Annotated in this window: 13 protein-coding genes; 9 read left to right on the top strand and 4 right to left on the bottom strand. The window is 53.0% G+C overall.

The genetic code is table 11. From position 1 onward, the window contains the following. Positions 1 to 140: 140 nt before the first annotated feature. The 4 genes from Q31b_RS21140 to Q31b_RS21125 form a co-directional block, all read right to left on the bottom strand. Entirely contained in the window at positions 141 to 1625 is a 1485-nt protein-coding gene (locus Q31b_RS21140; protein ID WP_146601648.1) for a dienelactone hydrolase family protein, read from the bottom strand. A 10-nt stretch (positions 1626 to 1635) separates the two neighbouring features. After that, complete coding sequence (locus Q31b_RS21135; RefSeq protein WP_146601647.1) at positions 1636 to 3495, bottom strand: hypothetical protein; 1860 nt, start codon at positions 3493 to 3495, stop codon at positions 1636 to 1638. Between the two features lie 219 nt (positions 3496 to 3714). After that, positions 3715 to 5247 carry a carboxypeptidase M32 gene (locus tag Q31b_RS21130; protein ID WP_146601646.1) on the bottom strand — a complete coding sequence of 511 codons (1533 nt, stop codon included), beginning with the start codon at positions 5245 to 5247 and terminating at the stop codon, positions 3715 to 3717. A 491-nt stretch (positions 5248 to 5738) separates the two neighbouring features. Then, entirely contained in the window at positions 5739 to 7136 is a 1398-nt protein-coding gene (locus Q31b_RS21125) for a hypothetical protein (protein ID WP_146601645.1), read from the bottom strand. A 257-nt stretch (positions 7137 to 7393) separates the two neighbouring features. Here Q31b_RS21125 and Q31b_RS21120 point away from each other — a divergent pair, with 257 nt between their 5' ends. The 9 genes from Q31b_RS21120 to Q31b_RS21080 all read left to right on the top strand — a co-directional run bounded on the left by Q31b_RS21120 (position 7394) and on the right by Q31b_RS21080 (position 17497). Further along, the gene (locus Q31b_RS21120; RefSeq protein ID WP_197171984.1) at positions 7394 to 10327 is read left to right on the top strand and encodes a tetratricopeptide repeat protein; all 2934 of its coding nucleotides are present in this window, start codon (positions 7394 to 7396) and stop codon (positions 10325 to 10327) included. Position 10328: 1 nt separating this feature from the next. Next, the gene (locus tag Q31b_RS21115; protein ID WP_146601643.1) at positions 10329 to 11384 is read left to right on the top strand and encodes a tetratricopeptide repeat protein; all 1056 of its coding nucleotides are present in this window, start codon (positions 10329 to 10331) and stop codon (positions 11382 to 11384) included. 243 nt (positions 11385 to 11627) lie between these two features. Then, positions 11628 to 12479, top strand: a complete 852-nt coding sequence (locus Q31b_RS21110) for a MotA/TolQ/ExbB proton channel family protein (RefSeq protein ID WP_146601879.1) — start codon at positions 11628 to 11630, stop codon at positions 12477 to 12479. After that, on the top strand, positions 12480 to 12917 hold the full coding sequence (locus tag Q31b_RS21105; protein WP_146601642.1) for an ExbD/TolR family protein: 438 nt from the start codon (positions 12480 to 12482) through the stop codon (positions 12915 to 12917). It begins immediately after the preceding gene. Beyond that, entirely contained in the window at positions 12917 to 13390 is a 474-nt protein-coding gene (locus Q31b_RS21100) for an ExbD/TolR family protein (protein WP_146601641.1), read from the top strand. The genes Q31b_RS21105 and Q31b_RS21100 overlap by 1 nt, the downstream gene beginning before the upstream one ends. Before the next feature lie 9 nt (positions 13391 to 13399). Then, complete coding sequence (locus Q31b_RS21095) at positions 13400 to 13972, top strand: anthranilate synthase component II (RefSeq protein ID WP_146601640.1); 573 nt, start codon at positions 13400 to 13402, stop codon at positions 13970 to 13972. A 5-nt stretch (positions 13973 to 13977) separates the two neighbouring features. Next, positions 13978 to 14631, top strand: coding sequence for a DUF447 domain-containing protein (locus tag Q31b_RS21090; protein ID WP_146601639.1), 654 nt, complete (start codon positions 13978 to 13980; stop codon positions 14629 to 14631). Beyond that, complete coding sequence (locus Q31b_RS21085) at positions 14628 to 15581, top strand: GHMP family kinase ATP-binding protein (RefSeq protein ID WP_146601638.1); 954 nt, start codon at positions 14628 to 14630, stop codon at positions 15579 to 15581. Before Q31b_RS21090 ends, Q31b_RS21085 begins: the two co-directional genes overlap by 4 nt. A gap of 149 nt (positions 15582 to 15730) precedes the next feature. Continuing rightward, the gene (locus tag Q31b_RS21080) at positions 15731 to 17497 is read left to right on the top strand and encodes a M48 family metalloprotease (RefSeq protein WP_146601637.1); all 1767 of its coding nucleotides are present in this window, start codon (positions 15731 to 15733) and stop codon (positions 17495 to 17497) included. Positions 17498 to 17576: the final 79 nt, after the last annotated feature.

Raw genomic sequence — 17576 nt, 5'->3', positions numbered from 1 at the left:
AGACGTTAGCAAAACAATTTGCAAGCCCATGAATCATCCGGGCTAGGCTCGCACGCCAATGGTTTCGTCGGATTTGTGAACAACGAAAGTCTTGGCGACCTTCTGCCACGCCTCTACGCGGCGAAGCATTGCCCAATCCTCTACAGCGTCACGGCTACTTCCGCTGAAAAGACCGCGTTTGGGTCTCCTCGTTCTGTGAGTGTCTTGATAAGAGTTTCGAGTGTCCGCGTCACCCTGCCCTCGTAGAGCACTTTTTCACCTGCTGTGATGGTGATCGGCTGGTCGAAATCGATCATCGAATCATCCATGCGGATCGTAAGCCTTTTGACATCCTCGGTTTCGATATCGAACGACTGTCCTTGATGAGTTGCAACAATCAACGAATTTTTTGGCTGTTGCGATTCATCGACTGCCAACCAATAGAATCGATGGTGAAAAACACCACTCTGTTTCCAAACGACCTTTTCGGGGCGAAGGTTGCGCGTAAACTTTGCCATCCAATCGAGTGCGACAGCATCTTGGCGATCCATCCAATGTCCTTTGCCTTGATGGATTTCAACATAGTGCTTGTAGCCCTTAGGGTCCGAGGAATGTAATTCGGCAAGCTTTGCCGACCATTTTGCGGCAACCTCGTTGCGATGAAAGCCATTGTCGTTTTGCCCGACATGAATGGTGAAGCCGATGTTGCGAAGGCTGAGCGGTGAGGCGTTGTTGGGATGGCCCGCCATCATCGCCGCGGCGGCCCAGCGATCCGCCATCCGTGGTGCAAGTTGATAGACTCCGTCGCCGCCCGCGGAATAACCCATGATAGAAACACGATTGGGGTCAACGTTTTCAAAAACGATCATGTTTTCGATCAGCCGAGCGAAGCAAGTATCCACATGGGCTTGGTGCCACATGTTCCAACTATCGGTCGGAGCGCGAGGAGCGACGTAGACGCCCTCCTTGGGTTGATACAAACGCTTTTGATTTTCCCACTGAGAATCGTTGACGATGGCTGCCGTCCCCCCGCCACCATGCATCGAGATATACAAGCTTCGCCCCTCCGATGGTTGCTCGCCGAATACTTTGTAGTCAAACGGCATCGCGTATTCGCCAACCACGATTTTCTTCGCTCGCATTTCCTCGGCTCGATTGCGGCGAATCAGCAATTGGTATTGATCCCAAAGCAGCTTGCTCGCCAGTTCTGCCTGCTGTCGAGATAGTGGCTGCTCCGCGAATGACATCTCTCGAATCTGGCTTAGCTCGACGTTGCCTCGGACAGCAACCTCAAGCATCGTGATCGGATCGTCGGTTGCACCAGGATTTTGAGCTTCGCCATTTGCATTCGTCGTTGATCCAAAGGAGGCATTGGATAGACAAACAAACGCTAGCAGGAGCAGCACGCGAGTGGAATCGCTTCGAGTGTTTAGAAAGAGCATAAAAAAGCCTTTTCGGAATGCCGGTAAATAAAGAACCCGTTGGGGGCAGGGAGAGGGTACTTCTCGCAAATCACCACCAAGATTAGCAAGGCAACCGTACTCAATGAACTCCTCCCCCTCCTCCTCCTCCTCAATGAAATCTCGCTCGTCCTCGGGCGGCCAAGACGCTGCGAGCCCGAGTCCCGCCGTAGGCCGACGTTCCAACGCGCATTTCTCACAAGGCTTTAAATGCGACGATTTCGACCGCCTGGTTGCCTGACGCATCGTAGATTTTGCCAATTGCCAAAACTCGCTGCCCCTCGGAAAGGTCAATGCCCGACACGTTGACGCTTCGTTGCTCCGAACCAGGTGCATTGATTTGTAATGCGAGGCCATTCGGTTCTCTTGTAACTTGGCCGACCAGAACCGCTCCATCGGTTTTCCGCTTCGGATAATCAAGCCATTGGTTGGCAACATTGCCTAGATCGTTTACGAGTGGCGAGCGCGTAATATTGCTGAGCAAGCGATTGACGGCTTCGCTCTGCCCGGCGTTTGGTTCTGCTCCAACTCTCGCGACCGCGTCATAGGCCCTGGCGACCAATCCGCCACGTTTGGAGGGCTCGCCGTCAAATCGCATCAAATTCCCAAGTTGTTGGTTTGCATAAGTCACTGCCGCGCCGATTGCGGCATCGATTTGAGGGGGCGCCGAATCGTCGTTTTTGGGTGTCTCGGGTTCGACGGTGATGGTGCTATTGGGACGAGACCGCGTTTCTTCTAGGCTGAGCTCCTGCCGTGGGCTGGGCTCCTGTCGTGGGCTGGGCTCCTGTCGTGGGCTGAGCTCCTGCCGTGGGCTGAGCTCCTGTTGTCGGCTGGCCACTGGCGACGCCAATGGCATCCCCCGTTCTGGTCCTGCCGATTTGTCTGGTTTTGATTCGGAACTCGGCAGCTCGTTCCTATGGTTACCAGACGCGAGCGACTCTAGCACGTCTCCCAAATTGTCCACTTGGAAATTTTCGTCATAGTTTTCTGGCAGCGGCAAAATGTCGATAAAGTTTTCGGCTTTCGGTTGGTTGGCCGGCTCCGCCAAAGTCGGATCGGATCGATTCACGCTTGATTCTTCTGGGTAGGTGACCGATCCGTTTTCGGATCCAAGGTTCGTTTCGGATGACGGATCGGATAGATAGTCGCTCGGTTTGGCGATCGGTTGGTTTGCCGTCTGGGAATCGGCCGTTACGTATTCGGACGAACCACGAAGCTTCTCATTTGTATCTTGCAGTTCACTGCCCAAGCCGTTCGCCATGTCCACGGTGCGACCCGGGCGTGACCATTTGCTTGCAGGGTTCGCGAGATTGCTACCCGGCTGGGCTGCGACGCGTTGGGAGCCAGCGTTTTGTCCGACGAAAGGCCAAAATCCCAAATCGGGAGCTTTGCCGATCGCCAATAGAATGCCGCCTGCCAAAGGTAAAGCCAAGACGAGGCCTCCGATCGTGCCAAGGATGCCCTTTATTGGCGAGGATTTTGATTTTTGCCGGGGACGAGCATTGACTCGCATGGGTGTTGCCGGGATGGGATCGGCATTGCCCAGCGAAGACTCGGCCACCCGCAAATCGCCCCATTGGTCGTCCGCCTGATCATCAACGATGGCTTCGTCTTGGTTGGTTCGATCGGCATCAAAATCCGTGGGCTCCCTGCGATCATCCACTAGGCTGGAAACGTCATCGACCGTTAGTTCCGATTGGTCGCTCCACGTTTCTTCAATCTTTGATGAATCCGCGGCATCGGGTGAAGGCTGATCGAAATCGAATTCATCCAAGCCGGATTCGTCCGTCGATGGAATGTCCTGGTGCCCCTTTTCGCCTGTCGCTGGGTTACTTGAGGCAGGAGGCACTACCGCGACAGGATTTGAAGCGAGATTAAATTCAAGCGGCTGACCATCCGCCGATTGAAGCTGAACGACCGGTGGAAGGTTGCCCAAGATCTCACTAGCCGAATAGGATTCGCCGCACCAAGGACATTTGGCAATCGCGTCGGCTGGCAAATCAGCAGACGGCAAACGAAAGGTTTCCGAACATCGGGGGCATTGAGACGTGATCATGCAGCAGCTTCTTAGGGGAAAAGCGGTATCAGTTGGCGGCGGCAAGAAAACCGCGCCGTATTGTAACCCGTCAAAGCGAAAATTGCAGGGGGCGTTTCGCCTTTCAGGCGTGCCTTTCAGACGCAAGGGCTTCGGTGAGTCGCCTCCGTGGAACTGGTTAAAAAATTCTCAAGCTTGGATTGTTAACAAGATCTACACACTCTGGTAGAAGACAGACTTTCAATCGTTCGCTTCCGTCCCGTATAAACGTCGGAGCTTGGTTCGCAGATAGTTAATCAAATGCGTCGCTTCGAGTGGTTTGCCAGTAGCATTCTTGACAATGTCATCCCCGCTCTCACATTGACCTCGGCTATGAACATGCTTTCCAAGCCACTCCAAAAGCGGCTGGAAGTTTCCACGCGAGATCTCTAATTCCAAATCACCGATGTCAAGTGCTGCTGCATCATACAGCTGAGCACTCGCTAGATTCCCTATCGTATAGGTTGGAAAATAGCCAATCAATCCTGCACTCCAATGGACGTCTTGCAACACTCCTTGGGCATCCGATTGAGGGCGGATCCCTAAGTCGCTTTCATATCGGTCGTTCCACGCTGCGGGTAAATCGTCGATGGCAAGCGACCCGTCAATGAGTTGCTGTTCCAAATCAAAGCGAATGATAATGTGCAGATTGTAGGTCGCTTCGTCCGCTTCGACTCGAATCAACGATGGCTCGATCTGATTCATCGCGAAATGCAAATCCTCGCGTTTGACATCATCTAGCACCGGAGCAAAGTGGGCCTTCGTATCATCAAACAGCCATTGCCAAAATGCATGGCCGCGGCCAACTTGGTTTTCCCATAATCGGGATTGAGATTCGTGAATGCCGAGTGAGCAATACGAACCAGGCGGCAAGCCGAACCAATCCGTCCGCAAACCTTGTTCATACATGCCGTGCCCCGCTTCGTGCATCGCGGCAAACAAGCCGGCCGGCAACCAGGCCTCATCATATCGGCTAAGAATCCGACAATCGCTCGGGCCGAGTGTGGTGCAAAAAGGATGAGAGGTTTCGTCCAATCGCCCTCGGTTGAAATCGAAACCAATCGCTTCGGCAACGCGATGGCTAAATGACTGCTGCAGAGGAATCGGATAGTGTCGCGTCAGCAAGCTTCGATCGGGCTGCTTCGTTGCACCGCGAACCTCTTCAATCAATTCAACCAAAGGCTTCCTCAAATCGCGAAACATCCGATTTAACGATTCGACTCGAGCATCGGGCTCGTATTCATCAAGCAGTGCCTCATAGACGCTTCGGTCGGTACCCTCCGCGATGCGTTGACCCGCTTCGCGTTTGAGCCGAACGACCTCATCGAGAGCATCTCGGAACATCGAGAAATCATTTGCTTTTCGAGCGGCATCCCAACGTTGTTGACCAACGACCGTGGCCGTCGAAATCTGTTCGACCAACTCACTTGGCAATCGCGCGTCACGTTTCCAATTGCGAAGCAATCCTCGAATGGTCGCGATTTGCTCGGTTGTAGAAGATGGAGCATCGGAGACCATGTCTTGGTCGAGCTGCTTCAACGCTTCGCCATAGGCGGCATCAGTGCGAAGATCGTGAATCTTCCCACGCAAGTAGCTCACCTGCCGAGCACGGTACTCGCCACCACCGAGCGGCATCCCCGTTCGCTCGTCCCACTCCAGCGTATCGGCTACGGTTTGTAGCAACATGGCTTCGCGAGCTTTCTCGCATACAAAGTCAAATTTCGAAAGGTTCATTGGCTAGCGATGTCGTTCTTGAAAGTTTGTGATTTTCCTGCAAAGCCTAACACTCAGGCAGCCTTTTGATAAGGGTCTCGGTTACTTGAGGTGACTGGTTTCGCGTCTCGGAGAGACTTGGTTACTTGAGGTGACTGGTTTCGAGTCTCGGAGAGACTCGGCTACTAGAGGTGACTGGTTTCGCGTCTCGGAGAGACTTGGTTACTTGAGGCGACTGGTTTCGAGTCTCGGAGAGACTCGGCTACTAGAGGTGACTGGTTTCGAGTCTCGGGGAGACTTGGCTACTAGAGGTGACTGGTTTCGCGTCTCGGGGAGACTTGGTTACTTGAGGTGACTGGTTTCGCGTCTCGGGGAGACTTGGTTACTTGAGGTGACTGGTTTCGCGTCTCGGGGAGACTTGGTTACTTGAGGCGACTGGTTTCGCGTCTCGGAGAGACTCGGCTACTAGAGGTGACTGGTTTCGCGTCTCGGAGAGACTCGGCTACTAGAGGTTATTCGTTTCGACTTGCTAGGTCGTTTAGGAACGTTGAGGGGTCTTTCATGCTTGTATCGCGGAGTTGGCGGCTTCTCTTCGCTTGGGCGTTGGTGCGGTAGAAGAGGATGGCGGCCAAGCCTGACCCCACTAAGAAGGCAGACGTGACCAAGGCAAAAAGAGATGTGAATTGGAGGCGTTGCGGTTGATCTGTTGGATTCGCTTCGCTTGCATTCGTCATCGGAGAAGATGATCGTTCGGAATCGGTGGGGTCGGCCACCAATCGTCCAACGATGACAGGAGCCAAATCGGGGCCGGCAGCGGAGCGATAGGCGAGCCGTTTTAAAAAGCGTCCCGCAACCATGACGGGCGGGCCCTCGCTCAGGATATTGTCCGCTCCGACGGCATCGACTTCTTTGGGAACCTCAGGCACGATTGCCAGCAAGGGACGATCGGTTCCACTCAACGGGCGTAGCCAAAGTCGATAGTAGTGGGTAAGTCCATAAGCATTGGAGGCAATCGATTGCTCCGGGGTCGATTGTCGCTCGCATCGCGCCACGCGTCCGCGAAAGGAAACGGAGGCACCAGCGTAGACCTCGGGTTGCTGCAGCAGCGGCAGGATGCCAATTAGCGGTCCGATGTCGGTTTGTGTTGATCGCCGTTTGGCAAGCGGATCGGTATACCGGGCTTCTGCTAGATACTGGGCTTCTGCCAGATTCTGGGCTTCTGCCAGATACTGGGCTTCTGCCAGAAATCGATACAGCGCGTCAACGTCTTTCCCACTCCAGACACCGCCATCGACCACGCGACCGATGGCGAGTTGGTCGAGTGCGTGGATGAGAGTCTCGAGTCGTAAGTTCCGTTCCGTCGATTCCGTTTCCGGTCTTTTCGACTGGACGGATAACGGAAACTGGTTCAGAAACTCGATCCAGCCCTGCCGCTCATGCTGTCGAATCGGAGCGGATGGATCGGCAAAACATTCCGCCATCCACGAAGACTCCGGCCGATTCATGTTCGCATCGATAACGTCATTTTTCTGCCTCGATTCGCCTTGTTGTTTCATTCTCAAACATCCGGCTAGCCATACCGGTTGCTCGGCCAGAGGTATGTGGGCAGCGATCCAGTCTGCTTCGGTCTGCAAGGCTCGATCCATTTCGACGGCCACTTTCTGGCTCGAGTCTATCGCTGTCGATACGTGTGACGGCCCCACCAGTTTGGGGGCCGGTTGGTGGTCAGAGAAGAAGGGTTGGTAGAACTCGGGCTTCGAGACCTGGCGGATCACGACGACGACCAACAACAAACCGAGACTCAAGCGGATCAAGCGTCGGTTGGTTTGGATCGACTCGGCTCGCCGAATTCGGTGCCCCGGTTGGCGGTTATAAAGGCTATCTTCGTTAAATTGCGATGGAATTCTCATGGGAACTGTTTAGGATCAATATCAACTACTTGAACGTGAAGGCAAGGCACCGTAACCTAGCATTTAGGCGGCATCCTACAATGTTAGTCAATTCCAGAATTTCTTTTTCACAGCATTCGAGCACGACTTTGCAGTTTCTTCATCGCCTTATGCGGTCGACGCAAACTCTTCCCCTTCGAATTTTGCGATTCCTCCGCCGCGACGCTTTTTCCTCGGTAATCGGGGGGGAGGCCATACGCGTCTCCATCATCGGCATCATGCTAATGACGCTTGTGGGGATGCAAACGGCGAGTGCAAAAGAGCCGGCTAACGCCTTTATCAAGCAACTTCGGGCAGATGGTTATTTCGATATGACGATTGTCTATCTCGACCGCTTGAGCTCGTACCCTGGAGTCGACGATTCTCTGTTGCAGGCTGTTGAACTGGAGAAAGCGCAGGTCTACATCGATGCGGCCGTTGCGTCTCGAAGCGTCAGCGATCGGGATGACTATTTTGCCAAGGCCGAGTCATCGTTGTCCCGATTTCTTGAGAATCAATCTCATCCCCGCCTCTCGGAAGCTCGCCTTCAGCTTGGCAAGTTGCAAATGGTTCGCGGTAATCAGTTGGAGATGCTCGATACGATTTCTGCGAATAAGGAGAAGGCCCGCCAATCTTATGTCGCGGCAGCTGAGACATTTCAAACGATCGTCGACGATTTGCGAGAAAAACTGAAAACGATGCGAGGCCAATCGGATGATGACAAGATCGATCCAGGGCTTCGGGACCGATATCGTGGTGAGTTCTTGCAAGCCAAACGGAATACTGCCGAGGCGAGACGGTTGGCCGCGATGACTTATGCGGATCCAGCAAAGGATGGCCGTCAGTTGCTTGAGGAGGCGATTGCGGAATTCGAAGATCTCACAAAAAACTACGACGGGTTTGTGACCGGAGCGTTGGCGCTTGTCAATTTAGGTCAATCCTACGACGCCCTAGGGCAAGCGGAAAAGGCGAAGGACTGTTATTTACGGATGCTTGAGCAACCGGAAGATGACGATCTGAGAGAGGCGAAGTTTCAATCGGCCACCGGCCTGATTCGAATGGCCATGTCCGAGTCGCCACCAAACTATGCCGCGGCGATCGAACGTGCTGCGGTGCTCGTGCAAGACGTTCGACCCAATGAGGTTGGGCTCCAAAGCTTGGCAAGCTTGAAGTTGGAATTGGCAAAAGCCTATCTGGCCAAGGCGGCTGACAAAGAAAACCTCAAGAAGGCGGAAACGAACATTGCTGAATCCGATGGACGAAAGCTGCTCAATGAAATTGTCAAGGTTCCTGGTACTCATTTGGAGGAATCACAAGAGCTACTGCGAAGCTTGGGAATCAAAGTCGCCGAGGTCAAGATACCGAAGGTCGAAGACCCTAAGAATTTCGACGACGCTCTCGAAGCTGCTCGCCAATTGTTGCAGGTGAGCGAAACCACCAAACAGGCACTTGAGCTCATCGAGAGGCAAGGTGGTGATGGCCCGGATCTGCAAACGCAAAAAGCAGAGCTCAATCAACAATGGAAGAATTCGATCGTCGTCGCGATCGAGATTTTGAAACGCGGGATCACGATGGTCGATGCTTCGACCGATTTATCCCAGCTTGGCGAAGCACGCCAGATTTTAGCTTATTTGTTGTATCAAGAAAAACAGTATCGCGATGCTGCCGCCGTCGGCAGCTTTATTGCACAAACCTTGCCTGGCACCGAACTTGGCCAGCAAGGTGGCATGATTGCACTCAATTCCTTCCAAATGCTGCTTTCCGAAGTTCCGGAAGCTCAGATACCAAATTTGATCGGTCGAATACGAGACTTTGCCGATTCATTAGGGGATGGATGGCCCGATGATTCATTGGCCTCCGCTGCCCGAGGAATCATGGTTCAATTGGCCCTTCGCAATAACGAATTTGATCGCTCCAAGGAGTTGATCGAGGAGATGGATGCGGGTCCAGAACGAGCTCGATTTGAACGCTTGCTTGGTCGGATCTATTGGAATGCCTCGGTCGTTGCAAAACGAGAGGGCGATGAAGGTGAAGCGGAGAAACAATTGAAAGAAGCCGATAGATTTCTGGTTGCAGGCCTCGATGGAATCGGCAATGCGGAGATCGAAAGCGAGGTTCTGCAAGCCGCTTTGGTGTTGGCCAAAGTCAGGTTGCGTCAGGGTAAGGGTTCGCAGGCATTGACGGTATTGGAAAATGCATCTTACGGGCCGCTCAAACGACGCGATGAAGTCGCCGCTCAAGATGACGCGTTCCGTGGGAATCTCGCTGCACTCGAACTGAATATTGTGGTCTCGCAAATGACCAGCCCCAACGCGGACCTCGACGCATTGATGAAGCGTGCAACCGAAGTGATGGAGAAGTTGCAGGCCACGTTCAACGATGCCGAGGGGCAAAAACGGTTGGCGGGAATCTATGCGGAAATGGCTACCGAACTCCAAAGTGAATTGGAATCGACCAGCGGTGAAAAGAAAACGCAGCTGATCGAAGCGTTCCGCGTGTTCTTAAGCCGAATCGCCGCGACAACGCAAAATCCAACGCGGCTAAAATGGATCATCCAAACATTGGTCCAACTTGGCGAGTCAGCGATGCCTGCCAAGGCGATCAAGGCGGAAGGACAAGCAGCGGAGCTGCTCTCATCGGCTGTGCAAACTTCCAAGAAGCTACAGGCATCAGGCGAAGAATCTTCGCTAGCGATCCAGTTTCAACTTGGCCGTGCTCAGCGGCTACTCGGGAACTATAAAGACGCTCTCGATATTTTTACGGCCATCTTGACCGAGAAGCCAACCATGCTCGACGCCCAAGTGGAAGCGGCAACCGCCTACGAAAATTGGGCTTTGATCTTGCCCGATCGTTTCAAGCCAAAAGCCTACGAGGCGGCCTTATTTGGCGCTCGAAAAGGCAGCGATAACAAGAACATCCTTTGGGGATGGGGGAAGATCAGCAGTTTGGCGAACCGCAATCAACAATTCGAAGAGACGTTCTTTCTCGCCCGTTATCATATTGCTTTGTCTCGCTTTCTCTGGGGCCGCGCTGCGAAAGACCCAAAGTTGTTCAAGCGGGCGGAGCAAGATATTGTCCAAGTCCAAGCTCTGTACCCCGATCTCGGCGGCGATCAACACAAACAAAAATTTGAAGCCTTACTTCGGCAGATTCAGAAGGAAATAGGTAAGTAGTATGACTCGTTCGGTTTACCGAAATGCCCATCAGCCCTGTTTGCCGTTTCTTATCATTTTGGTTACGGCAAGCCTATTTGCATGCGCCCAAGCGTATGCTCAAAATGACACGATCTATCCGCTGACCGGATCGCCCATTCGCGCAGCAGTCGTCGAGACGACTGCCGAGTACGTCGCGGTTGAGCGTGGCGCGACGAACCAGAAGATTTCGTCGGGAGAGATCCTGAAGATCCTGTTCGAAGGTGATCCTCCAGGGCTGACCAAAGGCCGTGAATTTGCTCTGGATGGCCAATACAAACAGGCACTCGAAGATTTGGCCGAAGTCGTCCGAGACACTCTGCCTCGCAAGATCATCGAAGAGGATTGGGAATTTTATGTTGCCTACTCGCAAAGCCAATTGGCCTTGGCGGGACAAGCGGACAAAAAGTCCGCGGCCGCTCAGATGATCGCGTTCGCATCGAACCACCGGACGTCTTGGCATTGGTTTAGCGCGGCAAAGGTAATCGGTGATTTAGCTCTCGCGCTCGGAAACACCGATGATGCGTTTAAGTGGTATGGAGTGCTGCGGCGAGCTCCCAGTACGACCCAGAAAATCCAGTCGGTTTACTTGACGGGATTGGCCCACTTCGCGGCAGGCGATGTCGAAAAAGCGATCGCCGAGTTTGAAAAGGTGATTGGAATCAATGTCCAATCCGCTCCCGATGCTCGTTTGCAATCGCTCGCCAAGGCCGCCTTGGCGAAGGCCTACGCGAAACAGAACCAAGCCGATAAAGGACTCGAACTTGTCTCTTCCGTTATCGCCGAATTGGGGCCAACCGATATCGAAATGTCCGCCCGTGCCTACAACGCGCAAGGTGCCAATTTTGAGTCAAAAGGCGATACCGAAGGTGCGATACTCGCTTATTTGCACACCCATTTGATGTTTTCAAGCCAAAGTGATGCCGATGCTTTTGCATTGTCGCGGTTGGCTGAACTTTGGCCCAAAGTCGGCAAGCCAGAGCGGGCTGCGGCAGCACGACAACGCTTAAGAGATCGCTATCCCGGATTTCGCCCTTGAATCGTAGCACCCCACACATTGGTGTTGTGAGCCCACGGTGAACTTGGCCTTTGCCAAAGGAATTTTCCACTTAGCTAACAGAACCCTCTTCCATTCGCTAGACTCATCTTCCAATCAACTTTCACAAAACTGTTTACAAAACAAATTCGGAGTATCTCATACATGTTCGCTCCCTGCGGTCCGCTCGTTAGCCCCAAGCACCCGAATGATGGGACCCCGAATGATGGGACCCCGAATGATGGGATGTCCGTTGGAAAATCGGTTGTTCGCTTGCTTCGCTTGCCTTGTTTCGCCCTGCTCGCATCGCTGATGTTTTCGGCTTCGGCCGGGGCACAAGATGAAGATGCAATGGCCGAATTCGGCGTGGACGTGGCGGGAGGGCCTACGGAGGTCATCGTCGCCGAAAACGAGCCGGGTGTGGATGCCGGTGATGAAACGACACCTGCCGCCAAAGATCAAAACCTGCTCAGTTGGGTGATCAAATCACTCGGTTGGGGCTACGTGTTCATCTTCCTGGCTCTTTCGATCTCGCTCGTTTCCCTGTTCGTGATGAACGTCTTGGCCGCACGACGCGACACGCTTTGTCCCAACGAATTGATTGAGAATTTTGAGGAATTGTTGAACGAAAAACAGTTCCAAGAAGCCTACGATATGGCCCGTGCTGATGAGTCGGTTTTGGGCAAAGTGCTTTCTGCAGGGCTCGCAAAGATCTCTCGTGGGTACGACAAAGCTCTCGAAGGGATGCAGGAGGTCGGCGAAGAAGAGAGTATGAAACTCGAACATTTGCTCTCCTACATGGCCTTGATTGGTAACCTCAGTCCAATGATCGGGCTGTTTGGAACCGTTCACGGAATGATTTCGTCGTTCCAGGTCATCGCAGTCGGCGGGGCATCGCCGAAACCGGCTGAATTAGCGTCCGGTATCTCGACGGCGTTGTTTACGACGCTGATCGGATTGGCGATTGCGATCCCAGCGATTGCCGCCTACAACATTCTCCGCAACCGTGTCTCTCGGCTCTTGCTCGAAGTCGGCGTGTCGAGTGAAAACTTGATGAGCCGATTTGAAGATGTTCAGCCCAAGGGGGCCAAAAAGTAGATGCGAGTCAAATCGAAAAAGCCTGACTTGTCCAGTGGCGACTTGACGCCAATGATTGACATGACGTTTCAATTGATCGCATTTTTCATGGTTCTGATCAACTTTGCGCAAACCGAAGCGAACGATCGAGTCGTCTTGCCTAGCAGCCAATTGGTCAAGCCGCCCGAAGCTCCATTGGAGTTCCCGATCATCCTCCATGTCGCACAGGATGGCGAAATTGTCTTGGGTGGCGATGACTACACGGTCGAAACGTTACGCATTGGCTTGCAGCGTGAGATGGTGGTCATCAAGGCGGAAGGCAAAACAGCGGACGACGCAAGCGTTGTCATCCGTGCCCATCGAGATACCGCAATGGGCGACGTTCAAGAGGTGATCCGCGTGGCACAGGAGCAGAGTCTGGTGAACTTTGCCCTGCGAGTGAAAGAGGACAATCGCTAATGAGAATTCGTAACCGTGGTGAGGTTGAAAAGAATGAACTCAACATGACCAGCATGATTGATATCGTCTTCTTATTGCTCGTTTTCTTCGTGATGACTTTCAAAATCGTTGAGATGGAAGGCGATTTCAATGTCCGTATGCCTCTCGGTGAAAGTAGTGGGGTCATTGACGAAACGGATTTGCCCCTAAAACTTCGGCTCCGCGCGGACGCCAATGGACAATTGGCCTCGATGTCTCTAAACGATATCGATTTGGGTAGAGACTTTGTCCAACTTCGTAGCAACGTTTTGTCCTTGGTCGGCAATTCGGCACCGATAGAAGGTGACGAGGGACCCGAGATTGAAATCGACAGCGACTACAATCTGCGATACGAAAATGTGATTAACGCGATTACGGCGGTGAGTGGCTACAAGGATGGCAATCAAGTGGTCAAGCTTATCGAGAAGATTAAATTCGCAAAGGCTCGTCGGTAACCACTGCGGATGATCTTGCTTCTCGACAACTACGATTCGTTCGTCCACAATTTGGCACGCTACTTTCGTAAATTGGGTTGCAAGACATTGGTCGTCCGCAGCGATGAGATTGACGTACAGGCGTGCCAAGAACGATCACCCGAGGCGATCGTCATCTCCCCAGGCCCCGGTCACCCTAGCGATGCTGGCTGCTCGGTTTCCGTGGTTCGCGATTTGTCGTCGACGGTACCGATTTTGGGTGTCTGTTTGGGGCATCAAGCGATCGGGCTGGCCTTTGGTGCTCAAATCGTTCGTTGTGCTCCGGTCCACGGATCGGCATCGACCATCACGCACGACCGAGAAGGGGTTTTTCGAAACTGCCCATCGCCCTGCCAAGTGGGACGCTACCATTCGCTAGCGGTCGGTCCGAGCAACTTTCCGAAAACCTTGTCGATCACCGCCAGAACCAATGACGGCATCATCATGGGCATCCGGCATCGACAATTGCCCGTTTTTGGTGTCCAATTTCACCCAGAATCGATTCTTTCGGAGATCGGTGAAACGGTGGTGAAGAATTTTGTTGACACGTTGAAAACGAAGTAAAGACGATGATTCTCGAATCAATAGTCACGACCGTTGACCAGAGAGGACGAGTGAACATCGCACCGATGGGGCCATCGGTGGACGAGGGTTTCCAAACCGCAATGGTGGACGAGCTTGTCTTTGAATTACGTCCCTTTTCGTCTTCACAGACCTACAAGAATTTGGTTGCCAATCGTACCGCCACCATTCATGTGACGGACAACGTCGACCTGTTTTCCCGTGCGGTGACGGGCGGGTTCGAGAATGGGGAGGATGTCCGTTCGATGGTCGATTGTCTTGATGATCAGTTCTATGTTCTGCGTGATTGTCACCGCTGGTTTGCTGTGGAAATTGACGAGAGCATCACTGTATCGAATGATCGAGAAAAATCGGGCGAAGCGATTCGGCACCGTTTCGTTTGCCATGTCAAGCAAACGGGAATCGTCCGCCCCTTCTTTGGTTTTAACCGGGCGAAACATGCGGTTGTGGAAGCGGCCATTCTTGCCTCACGCATTGGTATATTGCCGATCGAGCAGATTCGGATCGAGCTTGAATCGCTACAACCGTTGGTCGACAAGACAGGCGGTAAGACCGAGATGGATGCTTTCGATCGAATCAAACGGTTGGTGGATGGTGTGACCCCAAATCGATCTCTCTTGCAATCGAATGCTTCGTCATGACGTCAATTCAAGTTCGCGTGACGACTGGATCAAGACTTCATTTGGGACTACTTGATACGGTCGAACCGTTTGGCGGTGTCGGCTTGATGATTGACCAACCTGTTACGGAAGTGACGGCTGTTCGAACGAGTCAGTATCAGCGACCCAACGTTGCAAGCCATCGTATCAACGCGATCGCCGAGAATTTCCGAACGGTTGCCGGGCAAACGGAATTGCCACCCTGCCAAATCCATGTTCACCATCAACCCAAACCGCATTGCGGGTTAGGCAGCGGAACCCAGTTATCGTTAGCCGTTGCCGAAGCGATGTGCCGACTTTTCGATGTCGACTTATCCGCCGAACAGATTGCGTTGACGGTAGCGCGTCGAGGCAAACGCTCCGCCGTCGGAATTCATGGCTATTTTAACGGTGGATTGGTGTTGGAGGGAACATCGAATCGCGTCAATAACGCGTCGATCAATCCCATCATCGATCGAACGGCCATCCCTGCCTCATGGTGTGTGGGACTATTCCAAGAGTCAAGCTCACCTTGTTTCGTAAGTGGCCAACTGGAGCAGACTCATTTCGACAAACTGAAACCAGCATCCAAAGCATCTCAAGCCAAACTGCGAGAAACAGCGACAAAGCAGCTCTTTCCAGCTGCACGAGCATCGGATTTTGGTCGGTTCGCCGAAGCGGTCGAGGCCTACAACCATGCCAGTGGAATGTTGTTCTCGTCAGTGCAAGGTGGCGCCTACAACGGCCCATCGATCACGCGGTTGGTCGATAAGCTAAAACAAAACGGTGCGACTGGTGTCGGGCAAAGTAGTTGGGGACCGACCGTTTTTGCATGGTTCCCATCGCGTCAAGAGGCCACCCGATTTGTCGATCAAACCGTCGATCAAACAAAAATCGAAGTTCGCTATGCCGCGGCCAAGATCGAACCGCGACAGATCCAAGTGGATCGTTAGGCCGACCCACAACCAAACACCATCGCTTGCTTCGATAGCTAGGGGCGACCGCAAACAGGGTGTACAATGCTTCTCTTGAAGGCTTTGCGAACGCAATTCGTTCGCCGGCTGAACGGCTGAGGTTTTTCGACTTACTTTGGAGTCAAGCGGTGATACGGTTCAAGTGCCCTGGTTGCCAAACCCTTTTGAAGGCTCGCCCCGACGCAGCCGGGCGACGCGCCAAATGCAACCAGTGCAGCAAAATGATCGAGATTCCCAAGCCATCGCCACCGGCACCAAGGCAAACGGCGAAGGAAAACATCGGTCCCATGCCGACAACTCGTTTGCCCCAACCAACATCAAAACCAACATTTGGTGATGGAGTCGGCGATGCGATTGCGAAAAACGCAGCGACCGATAAAAAAGCCGTGGCAAAGAACCTGGCATCACAATTAGCCAACCTTTCGAATGCCCCGGAATTGCCTGCCGAGCCCGTAGCTGACGTCAGCCCCGTGGTTGACGACAGCGACGATTTCTTCAAAGCACTTGATGCCGCAACCGAAAGTGTGAATGAAGCGGTCTTGGCACAACAGCGGATGCGGACGGCAGCGCTCGCTGCGAAGTTAACGCCTGCTCAAATTGAGACATGTTTTCGTGGTGATTTCGAACCCGTTGTGCAAAATTGGTCCTATGGCCACAGCTTGCTCGGTACCGCAGCAATGATGCTTTTTCTGCCGAGCCTATTTACAATCATCGTCCTGGTCTCGACCGTGTTCATGTTCATTGGTATCTATACCTGGAGCGGTAGAGAGTCAACGGGCCAATTGCCCAATCCGTTTCTAGCGTTTGGAGCAATCGGTTTGGGGCTACTTGTCTTAGCGTGTTGGGTTCCGATCGTCAGCATGTTCTTTGCAACCATCGCAACGCTCTTTTCGGGAACGCACAAAGCTCCTGAAACACGAACGCTGACTCGCGAAGCACAGCCGACGATGTATGAGTTTGTGGATCAGATTTGCAAGCGGATGGGAACACCGCCTCCTTCTCGAATCGATCTGAATTGTGGTTTTAATGCATCAGCATCGTTCGACCATGGCATGTTGAGTTTCGAGAAGAACAATTTGGTTTTGACGCTCGGCGTCCCCTTGATCGCGACCCAGTCGGCCGAGCAATTGGCGTCGGTGATCGCTCATGAGTTCGGTCATTTTTGCCAAGGTGCGGGAATGCGAGTTCATTTCGTGTTGGCGAATTTGAATGGGTGGTTCGTTCATTCGGCTAGTCGCAAAGCTTATCGTGATGAGATGGTCGCCGATGTGGTCTCGAATTCGGACATTGGCTCAAGCGTTTTTGGACTTCTATGGGCAATCAATTATGTAATCGGCTCTATCGGGCGGTACATGATGAGGATATTTGCCTACGTGGGTTATGCGAGCAGCGGTAGCTTGTCTAGGCAAATGGAGTTTGACGCGGATCGCTACGCCGTCCATCTGGCGGGAAGCAAAGCGTTTTGCGAATCAGAAACTTCCGCTCAGCAGTTTGGAGTTGCCTACCGTGTTTCCGTCATGAATTTGCAGATGCTTTATCAAGCTGGCATTCTGGTCGACAATATTCCACGATTGGTCCAGCACATTGGTAAAACGATGCCAGCGACAACGATTGAACGGATTGCAAAAGCCTCGGAGCAAGAGCGAATCAACGCCTTCGACACGCATCCGCCGTCTCGGGATCGTAAACGAGCGGCAATGGAATTAGCAAAACCAGGGATCGTAAAGGTAGGGCGTCCCGCACGCGATTTGATCGACCGCTGGACAGACCTTTGCGAAAACATCACGCTTGACTTCTACCGCGAAGTGACAGGAATGAAGATCAGCAAACAAAATGTGTCAAAGCTCGAAGACGTTTTGGCTGCGGAGCATAAGCTGTTGTTGGACAAGGAATGAGGGGACTTGTTCCTAAGCTCCCGGCTGGGAACACATTGTTCGGAAGGCTCTCGCCTCCCGAGCGTCTCAAGAGGGCGGA

The organism is Novipirellula aureliae (assembly GCF_007860185.1).
GTDB lineage: Bacteria > Planctomycetota > Planctomycetia > Pirellulales > Pirellulaceae > Novipirellula_A > Novipirellula_A aureliae.
This window is presented reverse-complemented; position numbering and strand designations above follow the sequence as displayed.